The organism is Amycolatopsis sp. NPDC033938 (assembly GCF_055575975.1).
Genome location: NZ_JBVIRO010000014.1, coordinates 51,808 through 73,569 on the forward strand (window position 1 = coordinate 51,808; position 21,762 = coordinate 73,569).

The window sequence follows — 21,762 nt, forward strand, 5'->3', positions numbered from 1 at the left end:
ACCCCCCACCCGTTGGGCTGCCGCCCCCACCCCCTACCCCGATCGGCGCGGGGGGGTGTTGTGTGGCTATTGGTTTTACACCCCGAATCGCCACTCACGACCAGCTGTACCGACACCTGGCTTGACCGTCCGATGTGGACCGAGGCTCAGCCCCAGCCGGGCAGGACGAACAGCAGCCACGTCGTGATGGGCGCGACCGCGCACATACTGAAGCCCCAGATCATCAGGCCCCGGAACACCCGGTCGTTCTGTCCGGCGGGCGCGTTGGCCACGACCAGTGCGCCGCTGGTCGAGAACGGCGACGAGTCGACGACCGACGACGAGATCGCCAGCGCGATGATCATGCTGACCGCGCCGACCTCGCCTGCCAGCAGGAACGGCACCGCGAGCGGGATGAGCGCGCCGAGGATCCCCGTCGTCGACGCGAACGCCGAAACCACCGCGCCGATCGCGCAGATCAGGATCGCGGCCAGCAGGGGCGAACCGATCCGGGTCACCAGCTGGCCCAGCCAGTCGATCGTGCCGACCCGCTCCATCAGCGAGACGAAGGTGACGATCCCGCAGATCAACAGCACCGTCGGCCAGGCCACCTCACCGATGGCCGCCTTGGCCGATCCCGGCGAGACCAGCGACAGCACCGTCGCCACGGTCAGTGCGGTGAACCCGACGTCGAGTTTGAACACCAGCGCGCCCACCGCGAGCGCGGCCAGGCCGATCAGGGTGAACACGTGGTCGCGGGTGAGTGGAAGCCGCTCTTCGGGTTCGCCGGTTCCGCTGCTGGGAGGCGTGGGCGCCGGGTCTTCGGCGCCGCCGCTCCTGGTCGCGCCTGCCGGTGAACCGCTGAGCGCGAGGGCGGTCGCGGGCTGAGCCGTCACGGCGACGACCTGCGCCACGGCGGCCGAAGACCGGCGGATCAGTTCGCGGCCACCGAAGAGGAAGAACACCACGACGCACAGCAACAGATTGAAAACGAAGGAAGACACGAACAGCAGCCCGGGATTGCTGGGCAGGTTGTCACGGGCGACGACGCCGTTGACGATGCTGCCGAAGATGCTGATGGGGGAGAAGCCGCCCGCGCTGGCGCCGTTGATGATCAGCAGGCCCATCAACATCGGGTTGATCCGGTAACGGCGGGCGAAGCCCATCCCGATCGGCGCGATGATCGCCACCGCCGCCGGCACCACGGCACCGACCGCGGTCAACGCCGCGGTGACCACGAACATCACCCAGGGGATCAGCGCGATCCGTCCGCCGACGGCGCGCACCACCAGATGTACGAGCCGGTCGACGGTGCCGTTGCCTTTGGCTATCGCGAACAGCAACGTCACCCCTACCAGGATGACGAAGAGATCGCCGGGAAAGCCGGAGACGATGTCGTCGGTGCTCTCCCCGGCGAACGCCGTGCCGATCACGAAGGCGGCGACGAACGCCAGCGCTCCCATGTGGACGGGGAGCACGGTCGCGATCAGGAAGACGAGGGCGAGCGCCACGATCGTGACGAGTTGTATGGACATGGGAATCCTCTGCGGTCGGCGCTGACACGGTCAGGGAATCGGGTCGAACTTGTTTCGGGTACCCCCTCGACGGAGTTCGGTACACGGTATACCTTTCAGGCAGCGAGACCAAGGTTTCGCTCTGTGGAACATTCCGAAGCCCGAGCGTGGAGGCGCACATGACATACGCGGCCGGACGTCACTTCCTGCAGATCCCGGGCCCGACGAACGTCCCGGACGTAGTGCGCCGTGCGATGTCGGCGGCCACCATCGACCACCGCGGTCCCGAATTCCAGGAGCTGAGCACGCAGCTGCTGCGCGACATCAAGCCCGTCTTCGGCACGACGAACCCCGTGGTCATCTATCCCGCCACCGGGACCGGTGCGTGGGAGGCGGCCCTGACCAACACGTTGAGTCCGGGTGACACCGTCCTCGCGTTCGAGACCGGTCACTTCGCCACGCTGTGGCAGGAGATGGCGAGGGGGCTGGGGCTGCACGTCGACTTCGTGCCGGGGGACTGGCGGCACGGCGCCGACCCCGAGGTGGTCGCCGACAAGCTCGCCGCCGACACCGCCCACCGGATCAAGGCGGTCTGCGTGGTCCACAACGAGACCTCCACCGGTGTCGCCAGCCGGATCGCGGAGATCCGGGCCGCGATCGACGCCGCCGGACATCCCGCGCTGCTGCTGGTCGACACGATCTCGTCACTGGGTTCGATCGACTACCGGCACGACGAATGGGGTGTCGACGTCACCGTCGCGGGCTCGCAGAAGGGCCTCATGCTCCCGCCGGGCATGAGTTTCAACGCGATCAGCGACAAGGCACTCGAAGCCGCCAAGACCGCGGCCCTGCCGAAGATCTTCTGGGACTGGGGCCCGATGCTCGCCGCGAACGAGCGCGGATTCTTCCCCTATACCCCCAATACCAACCTCATGTACGGCCTGCGAGAGGCCTTGCGCCTGCTTTACGACGAGGGCCTGGAGAACGTCTTCGCGCGCCATGCCCGGCACGCCGCCGCCACGCGAGCCGCCGTGCGCGGCTGGGGGCTGGAGGTCCTCTGCCAGGACGAGCGCGAGCATTCCGGTTCGCTGACAGCGGTCCTGATGCCCGAAGGTGTCGACGCGGACAAGGTCAGGGCGATCATCCTCGACCGGTTCGACATGTCCTTGGGCGCGGGACTGGGCAAACTCGCCGGGAAGATCTTCCGGATCGGCCATCTCGGCGCGTTCAACGATCTCACCCTCGCCGGCACCCTGGCCGGAGTCCAAATGGGACTCACGCTCGCCGGTGCCCCGGCCGATCCGCGCGGCCTGCAGGACGCGCTCGACCACCTGCAGAACGACTGAGGCCCGCCGATGACCGCCGAACTGACCCGCATCAGCCCGCTCGAAGACGCGCTGCACGCGCGGATCAAGGGGGAAGTCGCCTTCGACGACTACACGCGCCACCTGTTTTCCCGTGACGCCAGCATGTATTCGATCATGCCGCGCGGAGTCGTGTTCCCGCTCGATCACGACGACGTCGCCGCGGCTGTGGCCACGGCGACGGAATTCGGCGTGCCCGTCGTCCCCCGCGGGGCGGGCACCAGCCTCGCCGGGCAGACCGTCGGTCCCGGCCTGGTGCTCGACCTGTCACGGCATATGAACCGGATCGTCGACCTCGACCCTGTCGCGCGCACCGCCGTCGTCGAACCCGGAGTCGTCCAGGACCAGCTGAACAAGGCGGCGGCCGCGCACGGGCTGATGTTCGGGCCCGACACCTCCACCAGCAACCGCGCCACCATCGGCGGCATGGTCGGCAACAACTCCGCCGGTTCCGGATCGCTGACCTTCGGGATGACCATCGACCACATCCGCGCGCTGGACGTCGTCCTCGCCGACGGTTCCACCGCCCGGCTGGAACCGGTGAACGAGGCCGAACGCCTGCGGCGTGCCGAAGCGGACACCCTCGAAGGCCGCATCTACCGCGACCTGCCCGAACTGGTCACCGCGCACGAGGACGCCATCGCGAAGGGCATGCCGTTGTTCTGGCGTCGCGCCTGCGGCTACCGGCTCGACCGCCTCTCTGGATACGGCGACGAGAATCCCTTCGACCTGGCGAAATTCGTCGTCGGCGCCGAAGGCACGCTCGTACTGGCCACCCGGATCGAAGTCGACCTGGTGCCCAAGCCGAAGAAGACCGTCTACGCGGTCGGGCATTTCGATACGACACAGGGCGCGATCTCGGCCACGCTCGACGCGCTCAGCTGTGAGCCGCACCAGGTCGAACTGATGGACAAGACCATCCTCGATCTGTCCAGGGAAAAGATCGAGTACGCCGACCTCGGCGACCACCTCGTCGGCGACCCGGCGGCGCTGCTGTTCGTGTCGTTCTCCGGTGACGACGAGGCGGCCCTGGCGGCGAAACTCGACGAAGTCGCCTCGCTCTGGGAGCGCGACGGGCACGGCTACCACACGCTCAAGCTCGTCACCGCCGCCGAGCAGGCGGCCCTGCTGAAGGTGCGCAAGTCCAGCCTCGGGCTGCTGATGGCGGCGGGCGAAGGCACCAAACGGCCGCTCGCGTTCATCGAGGACACCGCCGTCGACCCGGCACATCTCGCGGAATACACCGCGCGGTTCAAGGAAATCCTCGACGAGCACCGGCTCGAAGCCGGGTTCTACGGCCATTGTTCGGTCGGCTGCCTGCACATCAGGCCGTTCGTCGACCTCACCGATCCCGCGCAGGTCGACACGATGCGCGTGGTCGCGGCGAAGATCAAGGACCTCGTGGCCGAATACGGTGGCGTGAACTCCTCCGAACACGGCGACGGCCTGGCACGCTCCGAGTTCAACCGCGAGATCTTCGGCGACGAACTCTACGAAGCCATGCGCCAGGTCAAAAAGCTGTTCGACCCCGCGGGCACGATGAATCCCGGCAAGATCGTCGACGCGCCCCCCATGACGGAGAACCTGCGTGACCGTGACGCCTTGCCGCCCGCGCCGCCCTTGCGGACCATGTTGTCGTTCGAGGTCGTCGGCGGGGGTGGGATGCGCGACGCCGCCGACCGCTGTATGAACATCGGGTTGTGCCGCAAGACCACCGGTGGCGTGATGTGTCCGTCCTATCAGGTCACCCTGCAGGAAGAGCATTCCACGCGCGGTCGTGCCAACGCCTTGGTCAAGGCGCTCTCCGAGCCGGATCCGAAGGCCGCGCTCGGTGGGGAACGCCTGCACGAGATCCTCGACCTGTGCCTGATGTGCAAGGCCTGCAAGAGCGAATGCCCGATGAGCGTCGACATGGCCTCGCTCAAGGCCGAGACGCTGTACCAGCACCACGAGGAGCACGGCACCCCGCTGCGTTCGCGGATCTTCGGCTCCATCCGGTTCCTCAACCGGCTCGGCTCGGCCACCGCGCCACTGTCCAATGTGCCCGGCCGGATCGGCGTGCTCCGGCGGATCATGGAACGGACCGTCGGCATCAAGGCCGAACGCCCGCTGCCGAAATTCGTGCGGGACAACCTCGTGCGCTGGAATCGCCGCCGCACAGCCGGATCAGGGAAGGCTTCGGGTACGGCGGGCACGGTGAACTGGCTGGCGGACTCTTTCACGACCTTCACCGAACCGCAGATCGGCAAGGCTGCGATCGAGCTGCTCGAAAGCGCGGGCTGGGCGGTGGAGCTCGCTTCCGGTGGCTGCTGCGGACGGTCAAGCCTGTCCAAGGGGCTGCTCGACGACGCCAAGAAGAAGGCCGCCGGACTGGTCACCTCGCTGGCCCGCGACACCGAACCGGGATCGCCGATCGTCGGCTGTGAACCCTCGTGCGTGTTCACCCTGCGCGACGAGACTTTGGCGTTGCTGCCGGACCTTCCCGAAGCACGACAGGTCAAAGAACGGGTGCGGCAGGTCGAGGAACTGCTCGTCGAGGCCATCGACGACGGCAGGCTGAAACTGCCCGAACGGTCGTGGCTCAGCGGACGGCGCGTGGTCTTCCACGGCCACTGTCACCAGAAGGCGGAGGTCGGCACCGCCGCCACCATGGCACTCCTGCGCCGAATCCCGGGGCTGGAGGTCGCCGAGATCGACTCGGGCTGTTGCGGGATGGCGGGCTCGTTCGGCTTCGAGGCCGAGCACTACGAGACCTCGATGGCCGTCGGCCGGGACCGTCTTTTCCCCGCGCTGGACAAGGAACCGGCGGGAACGCTGGTCGCCGCCACGGGAGTTTCCTGCCGCCAGCAGATCTTCCACGGCGCCGGCCGGACGGCGTGGCATCCGCTCGAACTGCTCCGCGAAGCGCTCGGTGGTGCGGAATGCGCCTGATTCGCTTCGCCATCGACGGAACCTGCCGGACGGGATGCGTCGAGGGTGACCTCGTCCGCGCCTACGACCCGGCCACCGGCCCCGGCGAGGTCGTCGGCCCGCTGTCCGGCGTCCGGCTGCTGGCCCCGTGCGACCCGCGCACGATCGTCTGCGTCGGCGGCAACTACGCCTGTCAGCTCGAGGAAAAGGGCCGTCCGTGGCCGGAGCGGCCCGCCCTGTTCCTCAAAGCGCCCAACGCCGTCACCGGTCCGGGGAAGCCGATTGTGCGTCCACCGGAGGTCGAACGCCTGGAGTACGAGGGCGAACTGGCCGTCGTCATCGGCAGGACCGCGCGGAACCTGACCATCGACAACGCCACCGAGCACATCCTCGGCTACACCTGCGCCAACGACGTCACCGCGCACGACTGGCGGGCGGACGGTCAGTGGGCCCGCGCCAAGAGCGCCGACACGTTCCTGCCGCTGGGGCCCTGGATCACCACCGACATCGAGAACGGAGACCTGCAGGTGACCACCCGGATCAACGATCTCACCGTGCAGCGGTCCACCACCGCGGAGATGATCTTCAGTGTGCCCGCGATCCTCGCCTGGGTCACCCGCTGGTTCACGCTGCGTCCCGGCGACGTCGTGCTCACCGGCAGCCCGGCGGGGGTCGGCCCCATGAAGCCGGGGGACGAGGTCACCGTGGCCATCGAGGGGGTCGGCGAACTGACCAACCCGGTCCGGGGCTGAGCCGGGTCACACCACCTCGAAGTTCGCCATCATCGCCATGTCCTCGTGTTCGGCGTTGTGGCAGTGGAAGACGTAGCGGCCGCGGTAGCCGTCGAAGCGGGCGATGACCTCGACCGACTCGCCCGGCTTCAGATCGACGGTGTCCTTGATGCCGCCGTCGAACGGTCCCGGCGGACGCCCGCCGCGCGAGAGGATCCGGAAGCCCACCAGGTGCAGATGCACGGGGTGGTGGATGTCGGCGACGAATCGCCAGATCTCGACGTCACCAAGGCGCGGGCTCGCCGACATCAGATCCGGTGAGAACGGTTCGCCGCCGATCACCCAGCCCGCGCGGCCGTGGACGGTCCCGGCGCGGAATGAGAACTCCCGTGTGGTCGTGGCCTGCTCACGCGCGAGCGGCTCGATTTCGCCGAGCTTCGCCGGGACCCGGCTCTCGTCCGGTGCGCGGCGGGCGACGACGAACCGCATGACCTGCGCGGTCGAGCCGGTGCCGAGCCGGTTCACCAGGGTGACTTCGGTACCCACCGGGTACCGGCCGAAGTCGACGACGAGGTCGTACCGCTCCGCCGGTCCGATGGGAAGGTGGTCGTGCGCGCGCGGCGCGTCGAGGAGGCCTTGGTCGCCACCGATCTGGACGAAGCCACCTCCGCCGGGCGGCGGAGGGTCGAGCGCGAGGTCGTAGCGGCGGGCGTTGGAGCCGTTCAGGACACGGAGCCGGTACCGCACGGCCGAGACCTCGTGTACCGGCCACGGCGCGCCGTTGACGAGGATGACGTCCCCGAAAACGCCCTCCACGAAAGCACTTTCCACTCCCGGCGTGGTCCGCAAGGTCCGGTCGAGCGACGGGTACGCGAAGGCACCGTGCTCGTCGAAGGACCGGTCGGCGATCATCAGGGGCAGCTCGCGATCCCCGGACGGGAGCCCCAGCGCCTCTTCCTCGTCGTCGCGCACCAGATGGAAACCGGCGAGGCCGCGATAGACGGCGGGACCGGTGAAATCCATGCGATGGTCGTGGTACCACAGGGTCGCGGCCCGCTGCCGGAACGGGAAGACATAGTCGCGTTCGCCGTTCGCGATCCGGGCGCGGGCGTCGACCATGCCGTGCCCGCCGTGTCCGGCGTCCCAGCCGGACAGCGGCAGGACGAGGTCGGTCGGGTAGCCGTCGGAGTCGGCGGGTGTGTGCCCACCGTGCAGGTGGACCACGGTGGGGACGGGAAGTTCGTTGCGGTGGCGCACCACCGTCGTCCGGTTCCGCCGCGATTCGATCGTGGGCCCCGGGAAGATCCCGTCATAGCCCCAGATCGGTGTCCGGACACCGGGGAGGATCTCGGCCGTCGCCGCCCGCTGGGTGATCCGGTAGTGATCCGCGTCGTCCGTCCTGTGTGGACGGAGCACCGGCGGGATCGGCAGCGGTACCCGGAACGGTCCGGGCAGGGGGAGCCCGCTGCGCAGCAACTCGCCGGTGCCCGGCGAACCCTGCGCGAGCAGCCGGGGTGCGGTGAGCCCGGCGGCGAGGAGGACACCGGCTCCGCCCGTCAGCCCGAGGAACGTCCGCCGGGGAAGACGGCGGCTCATCGGGCGGTCCGCGGGACTTGCGGACGCCAGAGCGCGACGGTCGTGAGCACCATCCCGGCGACAAGGGCGACGCCGAGGGGGATGTGCAGGTCGAGCGCGCCGTCCATGCCGGCGAAGTACTGCGCGGTCTCGCCCGCCGCGAGCAGCAGGCTGACCCAGAACACCCAGCGCGGTCCGCGGACCAGCCACAGGACGAGCGCCGCCAGGATCTGGGCGTACGCCAGGAACGACACGGCGTCGGCACCCACCCGGTGCAGCGAGAGCATGTCGTAGTCGCCGCCGAGATAGCCGCCGGCGAAGACCGGCTGGCCGATGATCGCGACGGCGTGGGCGCTCACGAGCACCCGGTTCACCATCAGCGTCCCGTTCGCCTTCCGGCTTGGGGTAGTCACGGTTTCACTCACGTGACCGAACGTAAGAGCCGAGGCCTTATGCTGTCCAAGACGAGATCGGTTATCTATTCATAGCAGACTGGGTATCAGCGATGGATCTTCTGGCGCTCCGGTACTTCCAGACGGTCGCCCGGCTCGAACACGTCGGCCGTGCCGCCGAGAAACTGCGCGTCGCGCAGCCCTCGCTCAGCCGGACGTTGGCCAGGCTGGAAAACGACCTCGGCGTCCCCCTGTTCGACCGGCACGGCCGCCGGATCCGGCTCAACCGGTTCGGCGCCGCGTTCCTCCGCCGCGTCGACCGGGTTCTCGCCGAACTCGAGGACGCCCGCCAAGAACTCGACGACGCCGCCGGGCTGGAACGCGGCACCGTCACGGTCGCGGCGGAAAGCCTGCTGGCCCTCACCGAACCGCTCCGTACCTTCATTCCCGGGCATCCGCTGGTGGACGTGCGGCTTTCGCAGGCATCGGCGGAGGGGATGGCGGAGAAACTGCGGTCCGGCGACGTCGACCTGTGCGTCACGTCGCAGCCGTTGTCCGGAAACGACATCCGAAGCCGCGTGCTTCTGGACGAACGCGTGATGCTGTGTGTGCCGTCCGGCCATCGGCTCGCCGGACGCGGCCGCGTCGGCCTCGCGGACCTCGCCGGAGAGCCGTTCCTGACCACACGGCCCGGTTACTGGCAACGCGAGCTCGCCGACCATCTTTTCGCGAAGGCCGGTCTAGACCTCCACATCGTCTGTGAAGGTGACGAAGCGGCCGTACTCTTCCAGCTCATCGACGCGGGTCTCGGCATCGCGTTCGTCCCCTCGCTCGGGTTGCGGGCCGAGATCAGGACTTCGGTGGTCTGGCTCGACGTCGACGATCCCGACTGCCGCCGCGTGCTCAGCGTCGCGTGGCGCGAGGACACCTACCTTTCCGCCGCCGCCCGGCGGTTCCGCGACCACACCGTGGACCATTTCCACGCGCGGGCCGAGGCCGGGCCCGGTCGCGCTGACCAGGACCCGGCCTCGGGAACCGTTACGGGTTGAGCGTGACGCTGTAGGCGCTCATGGCCTCGCCGAGCGGCTGGAAGTACGAGGTGCCGCTGCCCTTGCCGGAGGTGATGCCCAGTCCGACGCTGCCGGAGAAGAGGCAGCCGCCCGAGTCACCCGGGTTGACCAGCGCGTTGGTCTGGATCAGCTGGTACACCGAGCCTTCGGCGTAGTTCACCGTGACGTTCAGCCGCTGCACCGAACCCGAGGTGAGATGGGTGGTGCTGCCGCTCTTGCTGATCCGCTGCCCGACCGTCGCGGATCCGGCGGAGGCGATCCGCTGGGTGGATCCGTTCCACAGGGTGACCGCGCCGGGCGCGCTGCCGGTGGTGTTGCGGATCAGGCCGTAGTCGTTGTTCGGGAAACTCGAGCCCTGCGACGGGCCGACGTTCCACTGTGACACCGCGCGGGTGCAGTGGCCGGCGTCGAGGATGTAGTTCTGGCCGCCGCGGTTGGTGTTGAAGCCGACCGAGCAGCGGGTGCCGCCGCCGGTGATGGCCTCACCGTTGTAGATCGCGGTGTGCATCTCGCCGGTGGTCCGCTCCACGCGGACCCGGTCGCCGAGTGCTTCGGCGGCCTTCACGAGGGCTTCGGCGCCCTTGGCCGCGTCGGACACGGTCAGCACCACCTGGTTGCTCTTCGGGTCGAGGCCGATCGACGTGTGCGCGACCGTGGGCAGCGCCTGCAGGGCGTTCTGCGCTCCCGCCAGCGCGGCGCTGGAGTGTTTGACCACGCGGGCCCGCGCGCCGGTCGCGGCCACCTGGTCCGCGGCGGCCTGGTCGAGCACGTTCACCACCGGTTCGGCGGCGTCGTCGAGATAGCCGTCGGCGGCACGGGAACCCAAGGCGGCGGTGGCCTTCCGCAGCGCCTCGACACTGCCGGTCTGCTTCCGCAGCAACGCGGTGGCGGCGGCTTCGCTGATCCGCGCCTGGGCGGCCAGCGAGGTGACCGCCTCGCGCTGCACGGTGGGGGAGTAGCCCTCGATGGTGGTGGCGGTGGCCGTGGACGGGGCGAGGAAGCCGATGACCGCGGCCGCGGCCGCCAGCGTGGTGGCGGTACGGGCTAAGGGGGTTGGGCGCATACCGGTGACTCACTTTCGCGAGGGAAGATCCAGCGCGAGAGGTGGCCGCACTGGACACAGTGGGTAGCCGGGCGCGACCAAGGTGGCCCGGCACCGGTGATCCGGTGTCGCTCAGGGTGATCCCGCGACACCGGACCCCGGTACCGACTTTCGTTGGACAGGAAGAAAAATAGGTACCGCGCCCGGTGCCCTACCTAAACCTCGTGAGCGGTGGCGACGGCGGCCGGTCGTGAAGTACATGAAGGCCCCCTTGCTTGCGCTAGGCGCAAGGAAGGGGGCCTTCATGTACTTCGTTAAGGCGTGCCACGAGGTTTTCAGCCGCCGAGACCGAGCCGTGCGAAGCGTTCCCCGATGAGCCGGTGCGTGGCCGCGTCCGGATGGAGCTCGTCGGGCAAGGGCAGTTCGGCGTTGTCGGCCTCGCCGTACAGTTCGAGGCCGTCGAGGTACCGCAGGTTCGGGTCGGTGGCGGCGCGCTCCTTGACGATGCGCGCGAGTTCTCCGCGGATCGTGGTGAGGGTCAGCTTGCCCGCCGCGGTCTCCGCCGGATCGCCCGTGGCGACGAACCGCAGCCTTCCTTCGCCCAGCGCGCTGGGATCCATGGCGCTGGGTCCCGGCGTGTGCTCGTGAATGGCGCAGTAGATCGGCGAAATGACCAGCAGCGGCGTGGTGGGGTGTCCTTCCCTGATGGTGTCGAGGAAACCGTGCACGGCCGGGCCGAACGCGCGCAGCCGCAGCACATCGGAGTTGACGAGGTTGATCCCGATCTTGACGCTGATCAGGTCGGCAGGCGTGTCCCGCATGGCACGGGCGGTGAACGGGTCGAGCAGCGCGCTGCCACTGAACCCGAGGTTGACCAGGTCCATCCCGGCCAGCCTCGCGGCCAGCGCGGGCCAGGTGCCGGTCGGGGTCGCCGCGTTGGAGCCGTGACTGATCGAACTCCCGTGATGCAGCCAGACCTTGCGGCCGACCGGCTGTACATTGTGGACTTCCGCGTCGGTCCGCAAAGCGACCAGCCGGGTGGCTTCGTCATGCGGCAGCCAGATCTCGACGTCCTTCTCGTGGCCAGGCAGGCCGGAGAAGCGCAGGGTTCGTACGGGGCCGGGCTCGGCCTGGGCGGTGCCCGCTGCCATGTCGATGGTGAGCGTGTCGCCGTCGTCCACGCTTGCCTTGCCGCTGGGCTGTCCGTCGACGAGGAGTTCGTAGACGCCGTCGGGCCTGGGCGGCGCGCCGATGTAGACCCGCTTGGTGGCGATGACGTCCAGCTCGACGATCGTGGCCGCGGTGTGGAACACCAGCCGCACACCGGACGGCTGCGATTCCGCCATGGCCAGCAAGGCGTCGGGGATCTGCTGCCGGGCGTGCGCGGTCAGCCGGTGGGGGAGCACGCCGCGTTCGGTGTACTCCAGGTCCAGCGCGCCGCGGACGAGTGCGGCGGTGATCGGGGTCGTGAGCATTTCCTTCGTCATTTCTTTCGGGGCCAAGCGCGCAAGAGGACATCGAGCGCGTCGAGGATTTCGGTCCAGCTCTCTTGTGAGCCGGGACTGCTGTGGCTGAAGCTTCCGGAGGACTCCAGGCCGACGTAACCACTGAAGACACTGCCCAGCAGCCGCACCGCGTGCGTCTGGTGCGGTTCGGCCAGGTCATAGCCGCGCAGGATCGCCCGCATCAGCTGGGCGTGCCGGATACCCGCGCTGGCGGCGGCCGTCTCCGGCGCGAGCCGGAATCTCGCGGCGGCGAACCGGCCGGGATGTTCGAGGGCGTAGTCACGGTGGACGTTCGCCAGTGCGATCAGCGCGTCCTTGCCCGCCAGGCCTGCCACCGCCGCCGACGCCAGGTCGGCGAGTTCCGCCAAGGCCAGCAAGGCGATCTCGGTCTTCAGTTCGTGGGCGTTCTTCACGTGCGAGTACAGGCTCGCCGTCTTGACGCCGCACCGCTTCGCGAGCTCCGTCGGGGTCACCTGCTCGAAGCCGATCTCGTCGGCCATCTCCGCCCCTGCCCGCACCACGCGCTCCGTGGTCAGTCCCGCCCTTGCCATGTCCGCCACGTTACCATAGTCCATTCTGGATTTGCCTAATGGGTTTAGGGGCCAAACCTGGGTTCGGTAGCACCCGGTCCGGCGCAGGCTGGACGCGAGCCGAACGGAGGTGAAGGCGATGAACACAGTGGACCCGGCGCGGGCCCGGCACGACCGCATCGAGCGCAGGCGGGGAGACCGGCGCCTGCTCGCCGTCGCGATCGTGGCTTCGGCCGTCACCCTGGCCTGCGGTTTCCTGGCCGGGCACGGATTCGGCACGCTGGTCGAGATGTTCCGGACCATGGCGATCGACAGCGTCTTCGACGACCGTGGCGACAGCGATCCGCCGTACGGCTTGATGTGGGGGACCTTCGCCTTCGTCGGCTGTCTCTTCGCGGCGACGCTCGCGGGAGGCGCTGTGCGGCGCTACCAGGGACGGCCGTCGGGACCGGCGTTCCCGGTCGTGCTGGTCTTCGCGGCCGTCACCCTCGGCACCGGTGACTCCGCTCGAGAGTGGCTTCCGCCGCTCGCCGTCGGCACCGCGGTCGACCCCGTCTTCCACGAGGACGAAAAGTGGGGGTCCTGGGCGTGGCTGATGTACTACGCGGACCGGTGGGTGCCCCTGCTCATGCTCGTCTTGACGCTTCTCGTGCTGTGGTACGTCGTTCGGGTCTCCCGCCGGTACGCCGAAATGGTCCGGACGCGGGACCGGCTCCTGACCTACGGCCGTCGTGTGCCCGCCCGGATCGCCGAGGTGAAGGTCCACCTCGGCGGGGACGAAGCGGGGAAGCGGGCCGTCGGCGCGACCGTCACGCTGTGCTTCACCGATCTCGCGGGCGTCCGGCACTGGGTGACCCGCCGCACCCGGGACACCACGATCGCGACCGCCGAAGTGCTGTTCGATCCGGCGTCACCGGACGACGACAAGAAGATCTTCGTGGCGCTCCGGCGCTGTCCCGCCCTCAGCGACTGGCTGCCCGCGGCCTGACCGCCGCCCGAAAGTCTGGAGTACGTCCATGTCGGTTGTCCCCGCACCCGCCCGGCCCGGTCCGCTCGCCCTCGTCCGTGGCTTCCTGGCCGGGATCGTCATCGGGACGACACTGTGCGCCTTCGTCGTCGGCATCATCATCGAATACGTCCCCCTGATCATCGCCGGCCTGGGGCTTCCTCTCGTCTACGGCCTTCTGCTCTACGCCGCCGGGGCACCACGACGCGCTCGCGAGGCGGCGATCGTCCCGGTGGTGGCACTCGCCAAGATCGAGAGCCTGCGGGCGAGCGGCACGGAAACCGGAGACATCCCGGTCGACTTCGTCCTCACCGTCGCACCCGACGGCGCGCCGTCGCACCGCGTGAAGATCACGCACGGCGTCAATCTGGTCGACATCCCGGACCACCGCCCGGGCAACGTCCTCGTCGTCCAGTACCCGCCGGACCGGCCGTGGAAGGCGAAGATCGTGGAGCGGCTGTCGCCGGAGTGGGAGCGCCGCGTGGCCGACGCCGTGATCGAATCCGCTCCGGAGTCCAGCCTGGTGCAGGAGCCGCCGGAGGGCTGCGCGTTCGCCGCGCTGGCGTTCCTCGGGCTGCTGCTCGGCGCGGCGCTCGTGCTGTTCCTGTTCCGCGCGGAACTGTCCGCGCCGGAAACGCCTGCCCGGACGGAAGAGACGCAGTCCGGCACGACCACGTCCTCGTCAGGCTCCGCGACGGTCACCGTCGAGCGGTCGCTGCTGGGCGAGGGGGAATTGCGCCGGGCGATCGACTCCCTGGCGCGGGCGACGGACGTCTCGCAGGTGATCACCGCGGTGGTCGAAGAGCGGCGGCTGACCGTGGTCTTCGCGCCGACCGACGCGCAGGTGCCGCGGTTCGACCTGCGCGCACTGGCCGTCGACCGCGTCCCGGCACTGGTCGAACGGGCGCGGACCACGATCGACGTCGGTTCGCCGCGGACCTGGCAGGTCACCGCCGTCCCGTTCGGGGGAGACGTCAGCCTCCGCGTCGTCGTGACCGGCCCCGACGGGAGTGGCTCGCTCCCGTCGGGCGGCTGATAGAACTGTCCGATGCGGGATTTCTTCAAGGGTTTCAAGATGTTCGGGCAAGGCCTGGGCATTCTGCTGCGATCGCCGAAACTGCTGCTGATCGGCGCGCTGCCCGCGGTGCTGACCACACTGCTGCTGCTCGGCGGTGTCGTGGCGCTGGCGTTCTGGATCGACGATCTCTCCCTGCTGGTCACCCCGTTCGCGGACGACTGGGATCCGGGCTGGCGGACGACGATCCGGGTGGCGGTCGGCGTCGCGGTGTTCGGCGTGGTGCTGGCCCTCTGCCTGATCGGGTTCACGGCGATCACGCTCGCCGTGGGCGGGCCGTTCTACGAGCACATCGCGGAGAAGGTCGAAGACGATCTCGGCGGCGTTCCCGGCGCCGTGGACCTGTCGTTCTGGCGGTTGCTGGGGATGGGCCTGAAGGACGGGCTGTCGCTCGTGCTGCGCTCGCTGATGTTCACCATCCCGCTGTTGATCGCGGGTTTCATCCCTGTGGTCGGCCAGACCGTCGTGCCGGTCCTGCTGGCCTTGGTCACGGCGTGGTTCCTGGCGCTGGAACTGATCGCCGTGCCGTTCTACCGGCGCGGGATGAACCTCAAGCAGCGACGGCTGCTGCTGCGCAAACGCCGTTCGCTCGCACTCGGGCTCGGGCTTCCCGCCTCCCTGCTGAGCCTGATCCCGTTCGCCGTCCTGATCGTGATGCCGGTGGGCTTCGTCGGCGGTGTGCTCGTCGCCCGTGAAGTCCTCGCGGCCGATCCTGTGGCCCAGAAGCGTTGAACGACCGGCAGGCCACTGTCGCGGGCCTGCCGGTCGCTCTTCCGTTGTCAGGCGACGGGTTCGATCCAGATGTTGCGGAACCGCGGGTTCTCCCCGGGGTCGCCGTGGTCCTGGAGCCGGATCGCGCCCGGCCCGGCGTTCTCCGGGTTGCTGTCACCCGTGCCGCCGTCGATCTCCACGTTGTCGTGGACCACGACGCCGTTCCACACCACGGTCACCCGGGCGTTGTCGGTCTTGTTCCCGGCGCCGTCGAACCGCGCGGCGCGGAAGGTGACGTCGTAGGTCTGCCACGTTCCCGGCGCCGCCGCCATGTTCCGGTCGGGCGCCTTCTTCAGGTAGATCGCACCGGCTTCGTTGCTGGCGAGGGTGGTGTCGCCGAACGACTCCAGCACCTGAAGCTCGTAACGTTCCTGAAGGTAGACGCCGCTGTTGCCCCTGGCCTGTCCGGTCACCTCGGGCGGATAGTTCGGCTCGTTCCACTCGACGTGCAGCCGGAAGTCGCCGAACTGCTGCTTCGTGCGGATGTCACCGCCGTTCGACTCCATCGCCCCGCCCGCCACCGGCCAGGTCGCGGCACCGCCCGCGCGTTTCTCCCAGGCGTCGAGGTTCTTGCCGTCGAACAACTGGATGCGCTGGGTCGCGGTGACCGTAAGGCTGTCGAGGTTGACGTTGCCCCCGTCTCCGCTGTCGTAGCGATAGGAGATCGAGTTCGCTCCGGCGGCGAGGGTGAGTGTTTCCGGTTGGGAGTTCCAGGTGTCCCAGTTGCCAGTACTGGCGAGCCTGACTTGTTTGACCTTGGTGCCGTTGACGTAGACGCTCACGGATTTGGTCCCGGGCGCCGGATCCGGGCCGTTCGCGTAGCGCAAGGCCGCGTTGTAGGTCCCGGCCTTGGGGACGTTCACCGTGAACGTCGTCGCGGCGCCCTGGTTCCAGTAGCCGTCGACGAAGCCGGTGCCGGTGTAGCCCGCGTGGTTGGTGTTGGCCGCGGCGCCACCACTAAGGGCGGCGCGTTCCGCTTCGTAGGTCGTACTCGCCGCCGGGCCACCGACCAGGGAGTTCAGCGTGTACCACGCCTCGGTGCTCCACAACGCCGCACCGGACTCCGAAGCGAACGGCCGCGGGGAGCGGACGTGCACCACGTGCCCGGCCTTGAGGCCCGCCATCTGCAGCGTGACCTTCTTGCGGTCGGCCGAAAGGCTCGCGGAGGTGACGGACAAGGTCTGCTCGTCGATCTTCGGGCCGCCGTACGCGGGAGTGGGTTGGTAGCGCCACTGCTGCGCCTGGTACTTCGCCGCGAGGTTCTGCGTGGTCTCGGCCGACAGCGGCTGGGTGTACTCGAGTTCGAAGCCGCCCGCGACGGCGCGCATCTTGAGGATGTCGAAGGCGTTCGTCCCGTTCGGCGTCACCTTCTGCAGCCCGTAAGCGAGCTTGCCGGGCTGGCCCCAGTTACCGCCGCCGTCGATGCCGCCGGTGTAGATCGCGCCGTCGGGGCCGAGGCTGATCCGGCTGACACCCGACTCGAGCCCTTGCGTCATCCGGAACACGGCGCCCTGGTACTCGCCGTTGACCTTCTCCAGGAACGCGCGCTGAAGACCGCCGTAGGTCACGTCGCCGTACACCATCTGCCCGGCGAAAGGACCTTGCGACAAGGTGACCATGTTGCTCGGCGAGTTCGCGATCTCGTTGTGCGGCAACCACAACACCGGCGCGGTCACCGGCTTCGAGTCGAAGGGTCCGGGCGGATTGGTGTAGTGATTGAAGAAGCGGTCCTGTTTGATCCGCACGAGCTTGTTCGCGGGCAGCCAGCCGCCCTGGTTGTCGGTGACGAAGATGTCGCCCTCCGGACCCCAGCCGATGCCGTGCGGGGTACGCAACCCGCCGGCGACGTAGGAGACCGCACCGGTCTTCTTGTTGATCTTGATCGTGGTGCCGCGGTTCGGCGCGGGCTGTGGATCGGTGGTGGCGCCGCCGTAGTTGATGGACACGGAAAGGTTGGCGTAGAAGAAGCCTTCCTTGTACAGCAGCCCGAACGCGAACTCGTGGAAGTTGCCGCCGAACGGCCAGGTGGCGACCGTGCGGTAGTCGTCGGTCACGCCGTCGCCGTTGGTGTCGTTCAGTTCGACGAGCCGCGTCTTCTCCGACACGTACAGCTTGCCGTCGACGTACTTGACGCCCATCGGTTCCTTCAACCCGCTGGCGATCCGCTTGGTCTGGACCTTGGCGGGGTCGGTGTTCCCGGTGACGTTGCTCAGCAGGTGGACCTCACCGAGCACTTTGTCGGAACCGCCCCACGTGGCGATGGCGAGGCGTCCGTCCGGTAGCCAATCCATTCCGGTGACCTGCGGCTGGAAACCGTCGGGCCGAAGGTTCGTCAGCGTGAAACCGGGGTGGACGCCGTTCAGCGGCAAGCCGTCACCGGGTGAGTCCGCGACGCCCTCGCACTCCTTGCGGCCCGGCGAGGTCACCCGGACGACGTCGGCGTCGGTGCTGAGTACCGAATTCGGCACGACCGTGAAATCCGCGGCGCCCGGTGGCCGCCATTCGAGGGTGATCTGCTGGTCGTAAAGATTGTCGAAATGGTCGATCCGCAGCGCGCGGTATCCTGTGGCCAGCTCGACGGAGCCGGTCGCCGGGGTCGCGCCGTGCAGGCCGTCGTGGTTGATCACCCGCCGGCCATCGATGAGCAGCCGGGAGCCGTCGTCGCTGGTGAGGCGGAACTCGTACCGGCCGGCGGTGGCGATGTCGAGGTTGCCGGTCACTTCGGACACGAATTGCTCGCCGAGCCCGAAATCGGCGGTGCTCGTCCAGTTGATCGTCGGCATCAGTTTGTCGACGTTGGGGGTCTGACCGGTCTTGATCACGCAGAGCTTGTCGATCTCGCGCTGGAGGTCGTACGTGCGGAGCGTGACCCCGGGTTGCTGGGGCGGGACGGCCGCTTCGGCCGGTGCGGTCACGAGTCCTGACAGGGCTGTGACCAGCGCCAATGAGGCGACGATGGACCGGTTGAAGCGTTTGTGGACAGACGGAAGCATCGTTGCTCCTCAAGGTCGGACAGCCGAACACGCTGTGACGCCGCTGAACCTAAGAGGACTTTCGTCAAGAGTCAACGAAAGTATGTACAATTCGGACGAAAGTTAGTCCGAACGGCCGCGCGGGGTCGCTACCTGCGCCGGACGAGTGTCCACAGTGGATAGTCTGCAGCCCGGTTCGTCGGGGAGGGCTAGGATCCGGACGGTGACTCTGCCTGACTATTGGCTGCGCCGGCCGGTCGTCTCCACGTCGGCGAGACTGCGCGAGCAGTTCGACGAGCTACTCGACGAAGCACTCGCCGCCGGCCCCGACCGGCCGTTCGACTACCGGTCCGACGCGCCGAAATGGCAGTTTCTCTGCCATGCCGCCGAGCACTCGGCCTTCGTGTTGCATGGCTCGGGTGACCCCGGTATCGCCGAATTCCGGCCACGCCGACCACCGGACCTGACGGATTTCGGCAGCCGGCGCGCGGTGTTCGCCGCGGCGGACGGGATCTGGCCGATGTTCTACGCGATCCTGGATCGCGACAGCATGCCGGTGTCCATGTGCAACGCGTGTGTGCGTGCCGGGGGCGAGGCGCGGTATCACTTCTCGATCACCGCGACGGTGCTGGAGCGACGACCGTGGCGGACCGGCACCGTGTACCTGCTGCCTTCCGCCACGTTCGATCGGGAACCCGCGACAGGGGAGATCCGGTCGGCGCAGGTCGCCAGCCCGGTGCCGGTGCGGCCGGTCGCCAAGTTCACCGTCCACCCGGACGACTTCCCTTTCCTTCACGAAGTCCACGGCCACGACGACGCCGAGTTGCGTGCCCGTGTCGCCGCCGCGCCCGACGGTTTCCCCTGGCACGGACCGGTGCTGTGATCGGCCGAGAGAAAACCGTTCACGTCGTCTGCTCGGTTAGAGTGCAAGCAGCGCGAGGGGGAGGGCGATGACGACGGGTTCGAGTGACTCCCGGCTGCGGTCGGCCGTCCTCACTCAAGCCTGGGAACGCATCGACGGCGTCGAGATCCTGTCCTCGGCCGACGGCGGCCCGCTGACCAGGACGATCAAGAAGATCATCGACCCGCTGGTGATCCGGACGGCGGCGCGTCCCCGGCTCGGCCGTCCGGTGCTGGACGCGGTCGCGGCCGCGGAGCTGACGGAACTGCTGCTGGCCGACGCGGACAGGCTGCGTGCCACGGCCGCGTGGTTCACGCATTTGAAGCGCCGGCGCCGCGCGTTGCGCATCACGGCGGGCAACGTCCAGGACGTGTGCTTCCCGCTGGCGTACGAGCTGGCCACGGGGTTCGGCGCGCCAGGTCCGGAAGCACCCGCGACGGCCACGGCGGCGTTGCGTGATCTGCACGGTGAGGGCGGCGCGGCCGGTGTCGATCAGCTCACCCGGTACCTCGCGGATCCGCGGGTTTCGGCGGATCTGACCGCGGAGCTTCATCGCCGCTGGCACGCTGAGTCCGTGGCGCCGCAAGACATCCCGGTGCTCCGAACGTTCGTCGAAGAGCTGACCGACTCCTCGTGGCGGGCTCTCGCCGCTTCGGCCGCCGGGCACGCTCTCGGGCTGGCCCTTCGCGGTCCGGACGGGGCGCGCGCCTTGAGTAAGGCCGTCCAAGAGATCTCCGGTCTGCCTGTGCCGGATCTCGGCCTGCAACGCGGGGAGCGCACCGAGGTCCCGCCCTTGAACCGGCAGGACGAAACCGGTGCGGAACTGCTCGAACGCAGTGTCGAACGGCGGGTGCGGGCCACCCTGCGCCGTCTCCCGGCGGACGAGCGGGCTCCCGTCGCCGACCTCGTCGACGACGAACTCACCCGGGTCGCCGCCGGGTTCGGGCTCGGTCTGCCCGCGCTGGCCGCCTGTTTCGCGGCCGGTGTCGTGCTCGCGCCCGCGCTCCGGCCGCTCGACGGTGCCGCGCCCGCCGGGGTCCCCGAGTTCGCACGGCGGCTCAACGCCCAGGTGGCCCGCGAGGGCTACGTACTGCACGCCCGCCGCGCACTGGCCGGGGCCACGCCGCTGACCCCGCGACCCGACGCCGGACTCCTGCGTGATCTTCGTGAGTTCGCCAAGCAGTTCCTCAGCAGGCTTTGGATCCGCCTGCACGGTTTCGACGTCCGCGGTGACCTGCCCGCCGACGCCGCCGACGTCCGTGACCTCGTCACCGGCGTGGTGCGGTCGACCTCGATGGACCTGCGGACGAAGGTGCGGCGCGCGCTCGTGGCCCGTGCGCCGGAGCTGGAGGCCGTGTCGTGACGCATCCGGTGCACACTCCCGTCGTCGCGGCGGACGGCGCTCTCATCCGCTTCGCGCTCGCCGATCTCCTTTCCGGCAGGGCTTCCTCGATGCGGATCGAACTCAGCGACGCGGGCGCCGCCGAACCGTGGCTCACCCGGCTCATCGGGGCTGAGGCGAGCCTGGACGCGCTCGGTAAAGGGCATGCCGACGTCCCCGCCCGGCCGGAACTGGCCAGGCTCGCTCTGCTGCTGTGGATCCGTCGCTGGTGGCCCGCCGGCCCGTCGCTCGGCGTGCCGTCGCTCGACCCGGCGTTGCTGGACCTCGAATCGGCGGTCGCCACGGCCGCGGTCGAGGACCTGGCCGAAGGCCTCTTCGACGGTTTCGAAGCCTCCCCGGCGGAGCTGTTCGACACGGCGATCGCGGACGACGCCTTGGTGGCCGCCTCGTCTCCGGTCGCCGACGAGGTCCGTGGCCTGTGCGGCCGCCTCGCGACCTGGTTCGACGAGCAGGACGACGTCGTGCGTGCCGACGCCGCGGCGGAAATTGTGGCACGCCTGGAAACCGCGGCTCCGAGCCGGCGCGCGTACGCGCTGGCCGCCGGAACCGAACCTGTCGCGTCCGGTGAAGGCGTACTGGTTTCGGGGCGGGCGAGCGTCGACTGGGCACGGGTACCGCCGGGGATCCTGGACGCCGCCGAGGACACGGTGACCTGGCGGATCGTCATGGGTGCGGCCACCGCCCGGCTCGAAGTCGACGTCGCGGGCGCGTTCGCCGACGCGGCCCTCACCGCGACAGCGTGGCACGACGGCGAGCCGTTCGCGGAGGTCCCGCTTTCACTCGGCGCCGGGCGGTTCACCGGGACAGCCGACCTCGACGAGGCCTCGACCCGGCTCGCGGCGAGCACCCAGAGTGTCCAGAGTGGACGGATGGCGCTCGTCGTCGGCGTGGCGGGCGAGGGGGTCATCGGGACCACGGCGGAAGACCGGGCGGAAGTGGTCGCACTCGTGCGGGCTCGTCCGCCGGAAGACCGGACACTCGCCGAACGGGCGGCGGCCGCTTCCGCCGAAGAGGAGTTCTGAC

At 69.0% G+C, this 21,762-nt stretch carries 17 protein-coding genes; 10 read left to right on the forward strand and 7 right to left on the reverse strand.

Annotated elements, in window-relative coordinates; genetic code table 11:
- Positions 1 to 146: 146 nt before the first annotated feature.
- Positions 147 to 1,514, reverse strand: a complete 1,368-nt coding sequence (locus ACZ5ZX_RS29350) for an SLC13 family permease (RefSeq protein WP_465505211.1) — start codon at positions 1,512 to 1,514, stop codon at positions 147 to 149.
- Positions 1,515 to 1,672: 158 nt separating this feature from the next.
- Here ACZ5ZX_RS29350 and ACZ5ZX_RS29355 point away from each other — a divergent pair, with 158 nt between their 5' ends.
- Genes ACZ5ZX_RS29355 through ACZ5ZX_RS29365 form a run of 3 tightly spaced genes read left to right on the forward strand, consistent with a single transcriptional unit; the run spans position 1,673 to position 6,519 of the window.
- Entirely contained in the window at positions 1,673 to 2,839 is a 1,167-nt protein-coding gene (locus tag ACZ5ZX_RS29355; RefSeq protein WP_465505212.1) for a pyridoxal-phosphate-dependent aminotransferase family protein, read from the forward strand.
- A 9-nt stretch (positions 2,840 to 2,848) separates the two neighbouring features.
- The gene (locus ACZ5ZX_RS29360; protein ID WP_465505213.1) at positions 2,849 to 5,788 is read left to right on the forward strand and encodes an FAD-binding and (Fe-S)-binding domain-containing protein; all 2,940 of its coding nucleotides are present in this window, start codon (positions 2,849 to 2,851) and stop codon (positions 5,786 to 5,788) included.
- The gene (locus tag ACZ5ZX_RS29365) at positions 5,779 to 6,519 is read left to right on the forward strand and encodes a fumarylacetoacetate hydrolase family protein (protein ID WP_465505214.1); all 741 of its coding nucleotides are present in this window, start codon (positions 5,779 to 5,781) and stop codon (positions 6,517 to 6,519) included. Before ACZ5ZX_RS29360 ends, ACZ5ZX_RS29365 begins: the two co-directional genes overlap by 10 nt.
- 6 nt (positions 6,520 to 6,525) lie before the next feature.
- Here the strand turns inward: ACZ5ZX_RS29365 and ACZ5ZX_RS29370 are convergent, their stop codons facing one another.
- Together ACZ5ZX_RS29370 and ACZ5ZX_RS29375 are read right to left on the reverse strand one after the other, a co-directional pair.
- On the reverse strand, positions 6,526 to 8,094 hold the full coding sequence (locus ACZ5ZX_RS29370; RefSeq protein ID WP_465505215.1) for a multicopper oxidase family protein: 1,569 nt from the start codon (positions 8,092 to 8,094) through the stop codon (positions 6,526 to 6,528).
- Entirely contained in the window at positions 8,091 to 8,498 is a 408-nt protein-coding gene (locus tag ACZ5ZX_RS29375) for a hypothetical protein (RefSeq protein ID WP_465505216.1), read from the reverse strand. Before ACZ5ZX_RS29375 ends, ACZ5ZX_RS29370 begins: the two co-directional genes overlap by 4 nt.
- Before the next feature lie 80 nt (positions 8,499 to 8,578).
- Here ACZ5ZX_RS29375 and ACZ5ZX_RS29380 point away from each other — a divergent pair, with 80 nt between their 5' ends.
- Complete coding sequence (locus ACZ5ZX_RS29380) at positions 8,579 to 9,514, forward strand: LysR family transcriptional regulator (protein ID WP_465505217.1); 936 nt, start codon at positions 8,579 to 8,581, stop codon at positions 9,512 to 9,514.
- Here the strand turns inward: ACZ5ZX_RS29380 and ACZ5ZX_RS29385 are convergent.
- The 3 genes from ACZ5ZX_RS29385 to ACZ5ZX_RS29395 form a co-directional block, all read right to left on the reverse strand.
- Positions 9,504 to 10,598, reverse strand: a complete 1,095-nt coding sequence (locus ACZ5ZX_RS29385; protein WP_465505218.1) for a S1 family peptidase — start codon at positions 10,596 to 10,598, stop codon at positions 9,504 to 9,506. The genes ACZ5ZX_RS29380 and ACZ5ZX_RS29385 overlap by 11 nt on opposite strands.
- A 314-nt stretch (positions 10,599 to 10,912) precedes the next feature.
- Positions 10,913 to 12,052 (reverse strand): SGNH/GDSL hydrolase family protein, encoded by a 1,140-nt coding sequence (locus ACZ5ZX_RS29390; RefSeq protein WP_465505219.1) that lies wholly within the window; start codon positions 12,050 to 12,052, stop codon positions 10,913 to 10,915.
- Positions 12,053 to 12,060: 8 nt separating this feature from the next.
- On the reverse strand, positions 12,061 to 12,633 hold the full coding sequence (locus tag ACZ5ZX_RS29395) for a TetR/AcrR family transcriptional regulator (RefSeq protein WP_465505220.1): 573 nt from the start codon (positions 12,631 to 12,633) through the stop codon (positions 12,061 to 12,063).
- Positions 12,634 to 12,751: 118 nt separating this feature from the next.
- Between ACZ5ZX_RS29395 and ACZ5ZX_RS29400 the strand changes: the two genes are divergently transcribed.
- From ACZ5ZX_RS29400 to ACZ5ZX_RS29410, 3 genes are read left to right on the forward strand one after another with little or no spacing between them, the layout of a single operon-like run.
- Entirely contained in the window at positions 12,752 to 13,600 is an 849-nt protein-coding gene (locus tag ACZ5ZX_RS29400) for a hypothetical protein (protein WP_465505221.1), read from the forward strand.
- Positions 13,601 to 13,628: 28 nt separating this feature from the next.
- Positions 13,629 to 14,654 (forward strand): hypothetical protein, encoded by a 1,026-nt coding sequence (locus ACZ5ZX_RS29405; protein ID WP_465505222.1) that lies wholly within the window; start codon positions 13,629 to 13,631, stop codon positions 14,652 to 14,654.
- Positions 14,655 to 14,666: 12 nt separating this feature from the next.
- Positions 14,667 to 15,425: an EI24 domain-containing protein gene (locus ACZ5ZX_RS29410; protein WP_465505223.1), complete on the forward strand. Its 759-nt coding sequence runs from the start codon at positions 14,667 to 14,669 to the stop codon at positions 15,423 to 15,425.
- Positions 15,426 to 15,472: 47 nt separating this feature from the next.
- Here the strand turns inward: ACZ5ZX_RS29410 and ACZ5ZX_RS29415 are convergent, their stop codons facing one another.
- Entirely contained in the window at positions 15,473 to 18,457 is a 2,985-nt protein-coding gene (locus ACZ5ZX_RS29415; RefSeq protein ID WP_465505224.1) for a 3-keto-alpha-glucoside-1,2-lyase-like domain-containing protein, read from the reverse strand.
- Between the two features lie 202 nt (positions 18,458 to 18,659).
- On the opposite strand from ACZ5ZX_RS29415, the gene ACZ5ZX_RS29420 reads away from it, so the two are divergent.
- The 3 genes from ACZ5ZX_RS29420 to ACZ5ZX_RS29430 all read left to right on the forward strand — a co-directional run bounded on the left by ACZ5ZX_RS29420 (position 18,660) and on the right by ACZ5ZX_RS29430 (position 21,761).
- Positions 18,660 to 19,319 carry a hypothetical protein gene (locus ACZ5ZX_RS29420; RefSeq protein WP_465505225.1) on the forward strand — a complete coding sequence of 220 codons (660 nt, stop codon included), beginning with the start codon at positions 18,660 to 18,662 and terminating at the stop codon, positions 19,317 to 19,319.
- A gap of 67 nt (positions 19,320 to 19,386) precedes the next feature.
- The gene (locus ACZ5ZX_RS29425; RefSeq protein ID WP_465505226.1) at positions 19,387 to 20,700 is read left to right on the forward strand and encodes a hypothetical protein; all 1,314 of its coding nucleotides are present in this window, start codon (positions 19,387 to 19,389) and stop codon (positions 20,698 to 20,700) included.
- Positions 20,697 to 21,761 (forward strand): hypothetical protein, encoded by a 1,065-nt coding sequence (locus tag ACZ5ZX_RS29430; protein WP_465505227.1) that lies wholly within the window; start codon positions 20,697 to 20,699, stop codon positions 21,759 to 21,761. Before ACZ5ZX_RS29425 ends, ACZ5ZX_RS29430 begins: the two co-directional genes overlap by 4 nt.
- The last annotated feature ends 1 nt before the right edge of the window (position 21,762 follow it).

Coding starts and splice junctions, on each gene's coding strand:
- ACZ5ZX_RS29410 (WP_465505223.1), top strand. CDS start 14,667: ATGCGGGATTTCTTCAAGGGTTTCAAGATGTTCGGGCAAGGCCTGGGC.
- ACZ5ZX_RS29390 (WP_465505219.1), bottom strand. CDS start 12,052: ATGCTCACGACCCCGATCACCGCCGCACTCGTCCGCGGCGCGCTGGAC.
- ACZ5ZX_RS29380 (WP_465505217.1), top strand. CDS start 8,579: ATGGATCTTCTGGCGCTCCGGTACTTCCAGACGGTCGCCCGGCTCGAA.
- ACZ5ZX_RS29360 (WP_465505213.1), top strand. CDS start 2,849: ATGACCGCCGAACTGACCCGCATCAGCCCGCTCGAAGACGCGCTGCAC.
- ACZ5ZX_RS29425 (WP_465505226.1), top strand. CDS start 19,387: ATGACGACGGGTTCGAGTGACTCCCGGCTGCGGTCGGCCGTCCTCACT.
- ACZ5ZX_RS29395 (WP_465505220.1), bottom strand. CDS start 12,633: ATGGCAAGGGCGGGACTGACCACGGAGCGCGTGGTGCGGGCAGGGGCG.
- ACZ5ZX_RS29365 (WP_465505214.1), top strand. CDS start 5,779: ATGCGCCTGATTCGCTTCGCCATCGACGGAACCTGCCGGACGGGATGC.
- ACZ5ZX_RS29415 (WP_465505224.1), bottom strand. CDS start 18,457: ATGCTTCCGTCTGTCCACAAACGCTTCAACCGGTCCATCGTCGCCTCA.
- ACZ5ZX_RS29350 (WP_465505211.1), bottom strand. CDS start 1,514: ATGTCCATACAACTCGTCACGATCGTGGCGCTCGCCCTCGTCTTCCTG.
- ACZ5ZX_RS29385 (WP_465505218.1), bottom strand. CDS start 10,598: ATGCGCCCAACCCCCTTAGCCCGTACCGCCACCACGCTGGCGGCCGCG.
- ACZ5ZX_RS29400 (WP_465505221.1), top strand. CDS start 12,752: ATGAACACAGTGGACCCGGCGCGGGCCCGGCACGACCGCATCGAGCGC.
- ACZ5ZX_RS29405 (WP_465505222.1), top strand. CDS start 13,629: ATGTCGGTTGTCCCCGCACCCGCCCGGCCCGGTCCGCTCGCCCTCGTC.
- ACZ5ZX_RS29355 (WP_465505212.1), top strand. CDS start 1,673: ATGACATACGCGGCCGGACGTCACTTCCTGCAGATCCCGGGCCCGACG.
- ACZ5ZX_RS29370 (WP_465505215.1), bottom strand. CDS start 8,094: ATGAGCCGCCGTCTTCCCCGGCGGACGTTCCTCGGGCTGACGGGCGGA.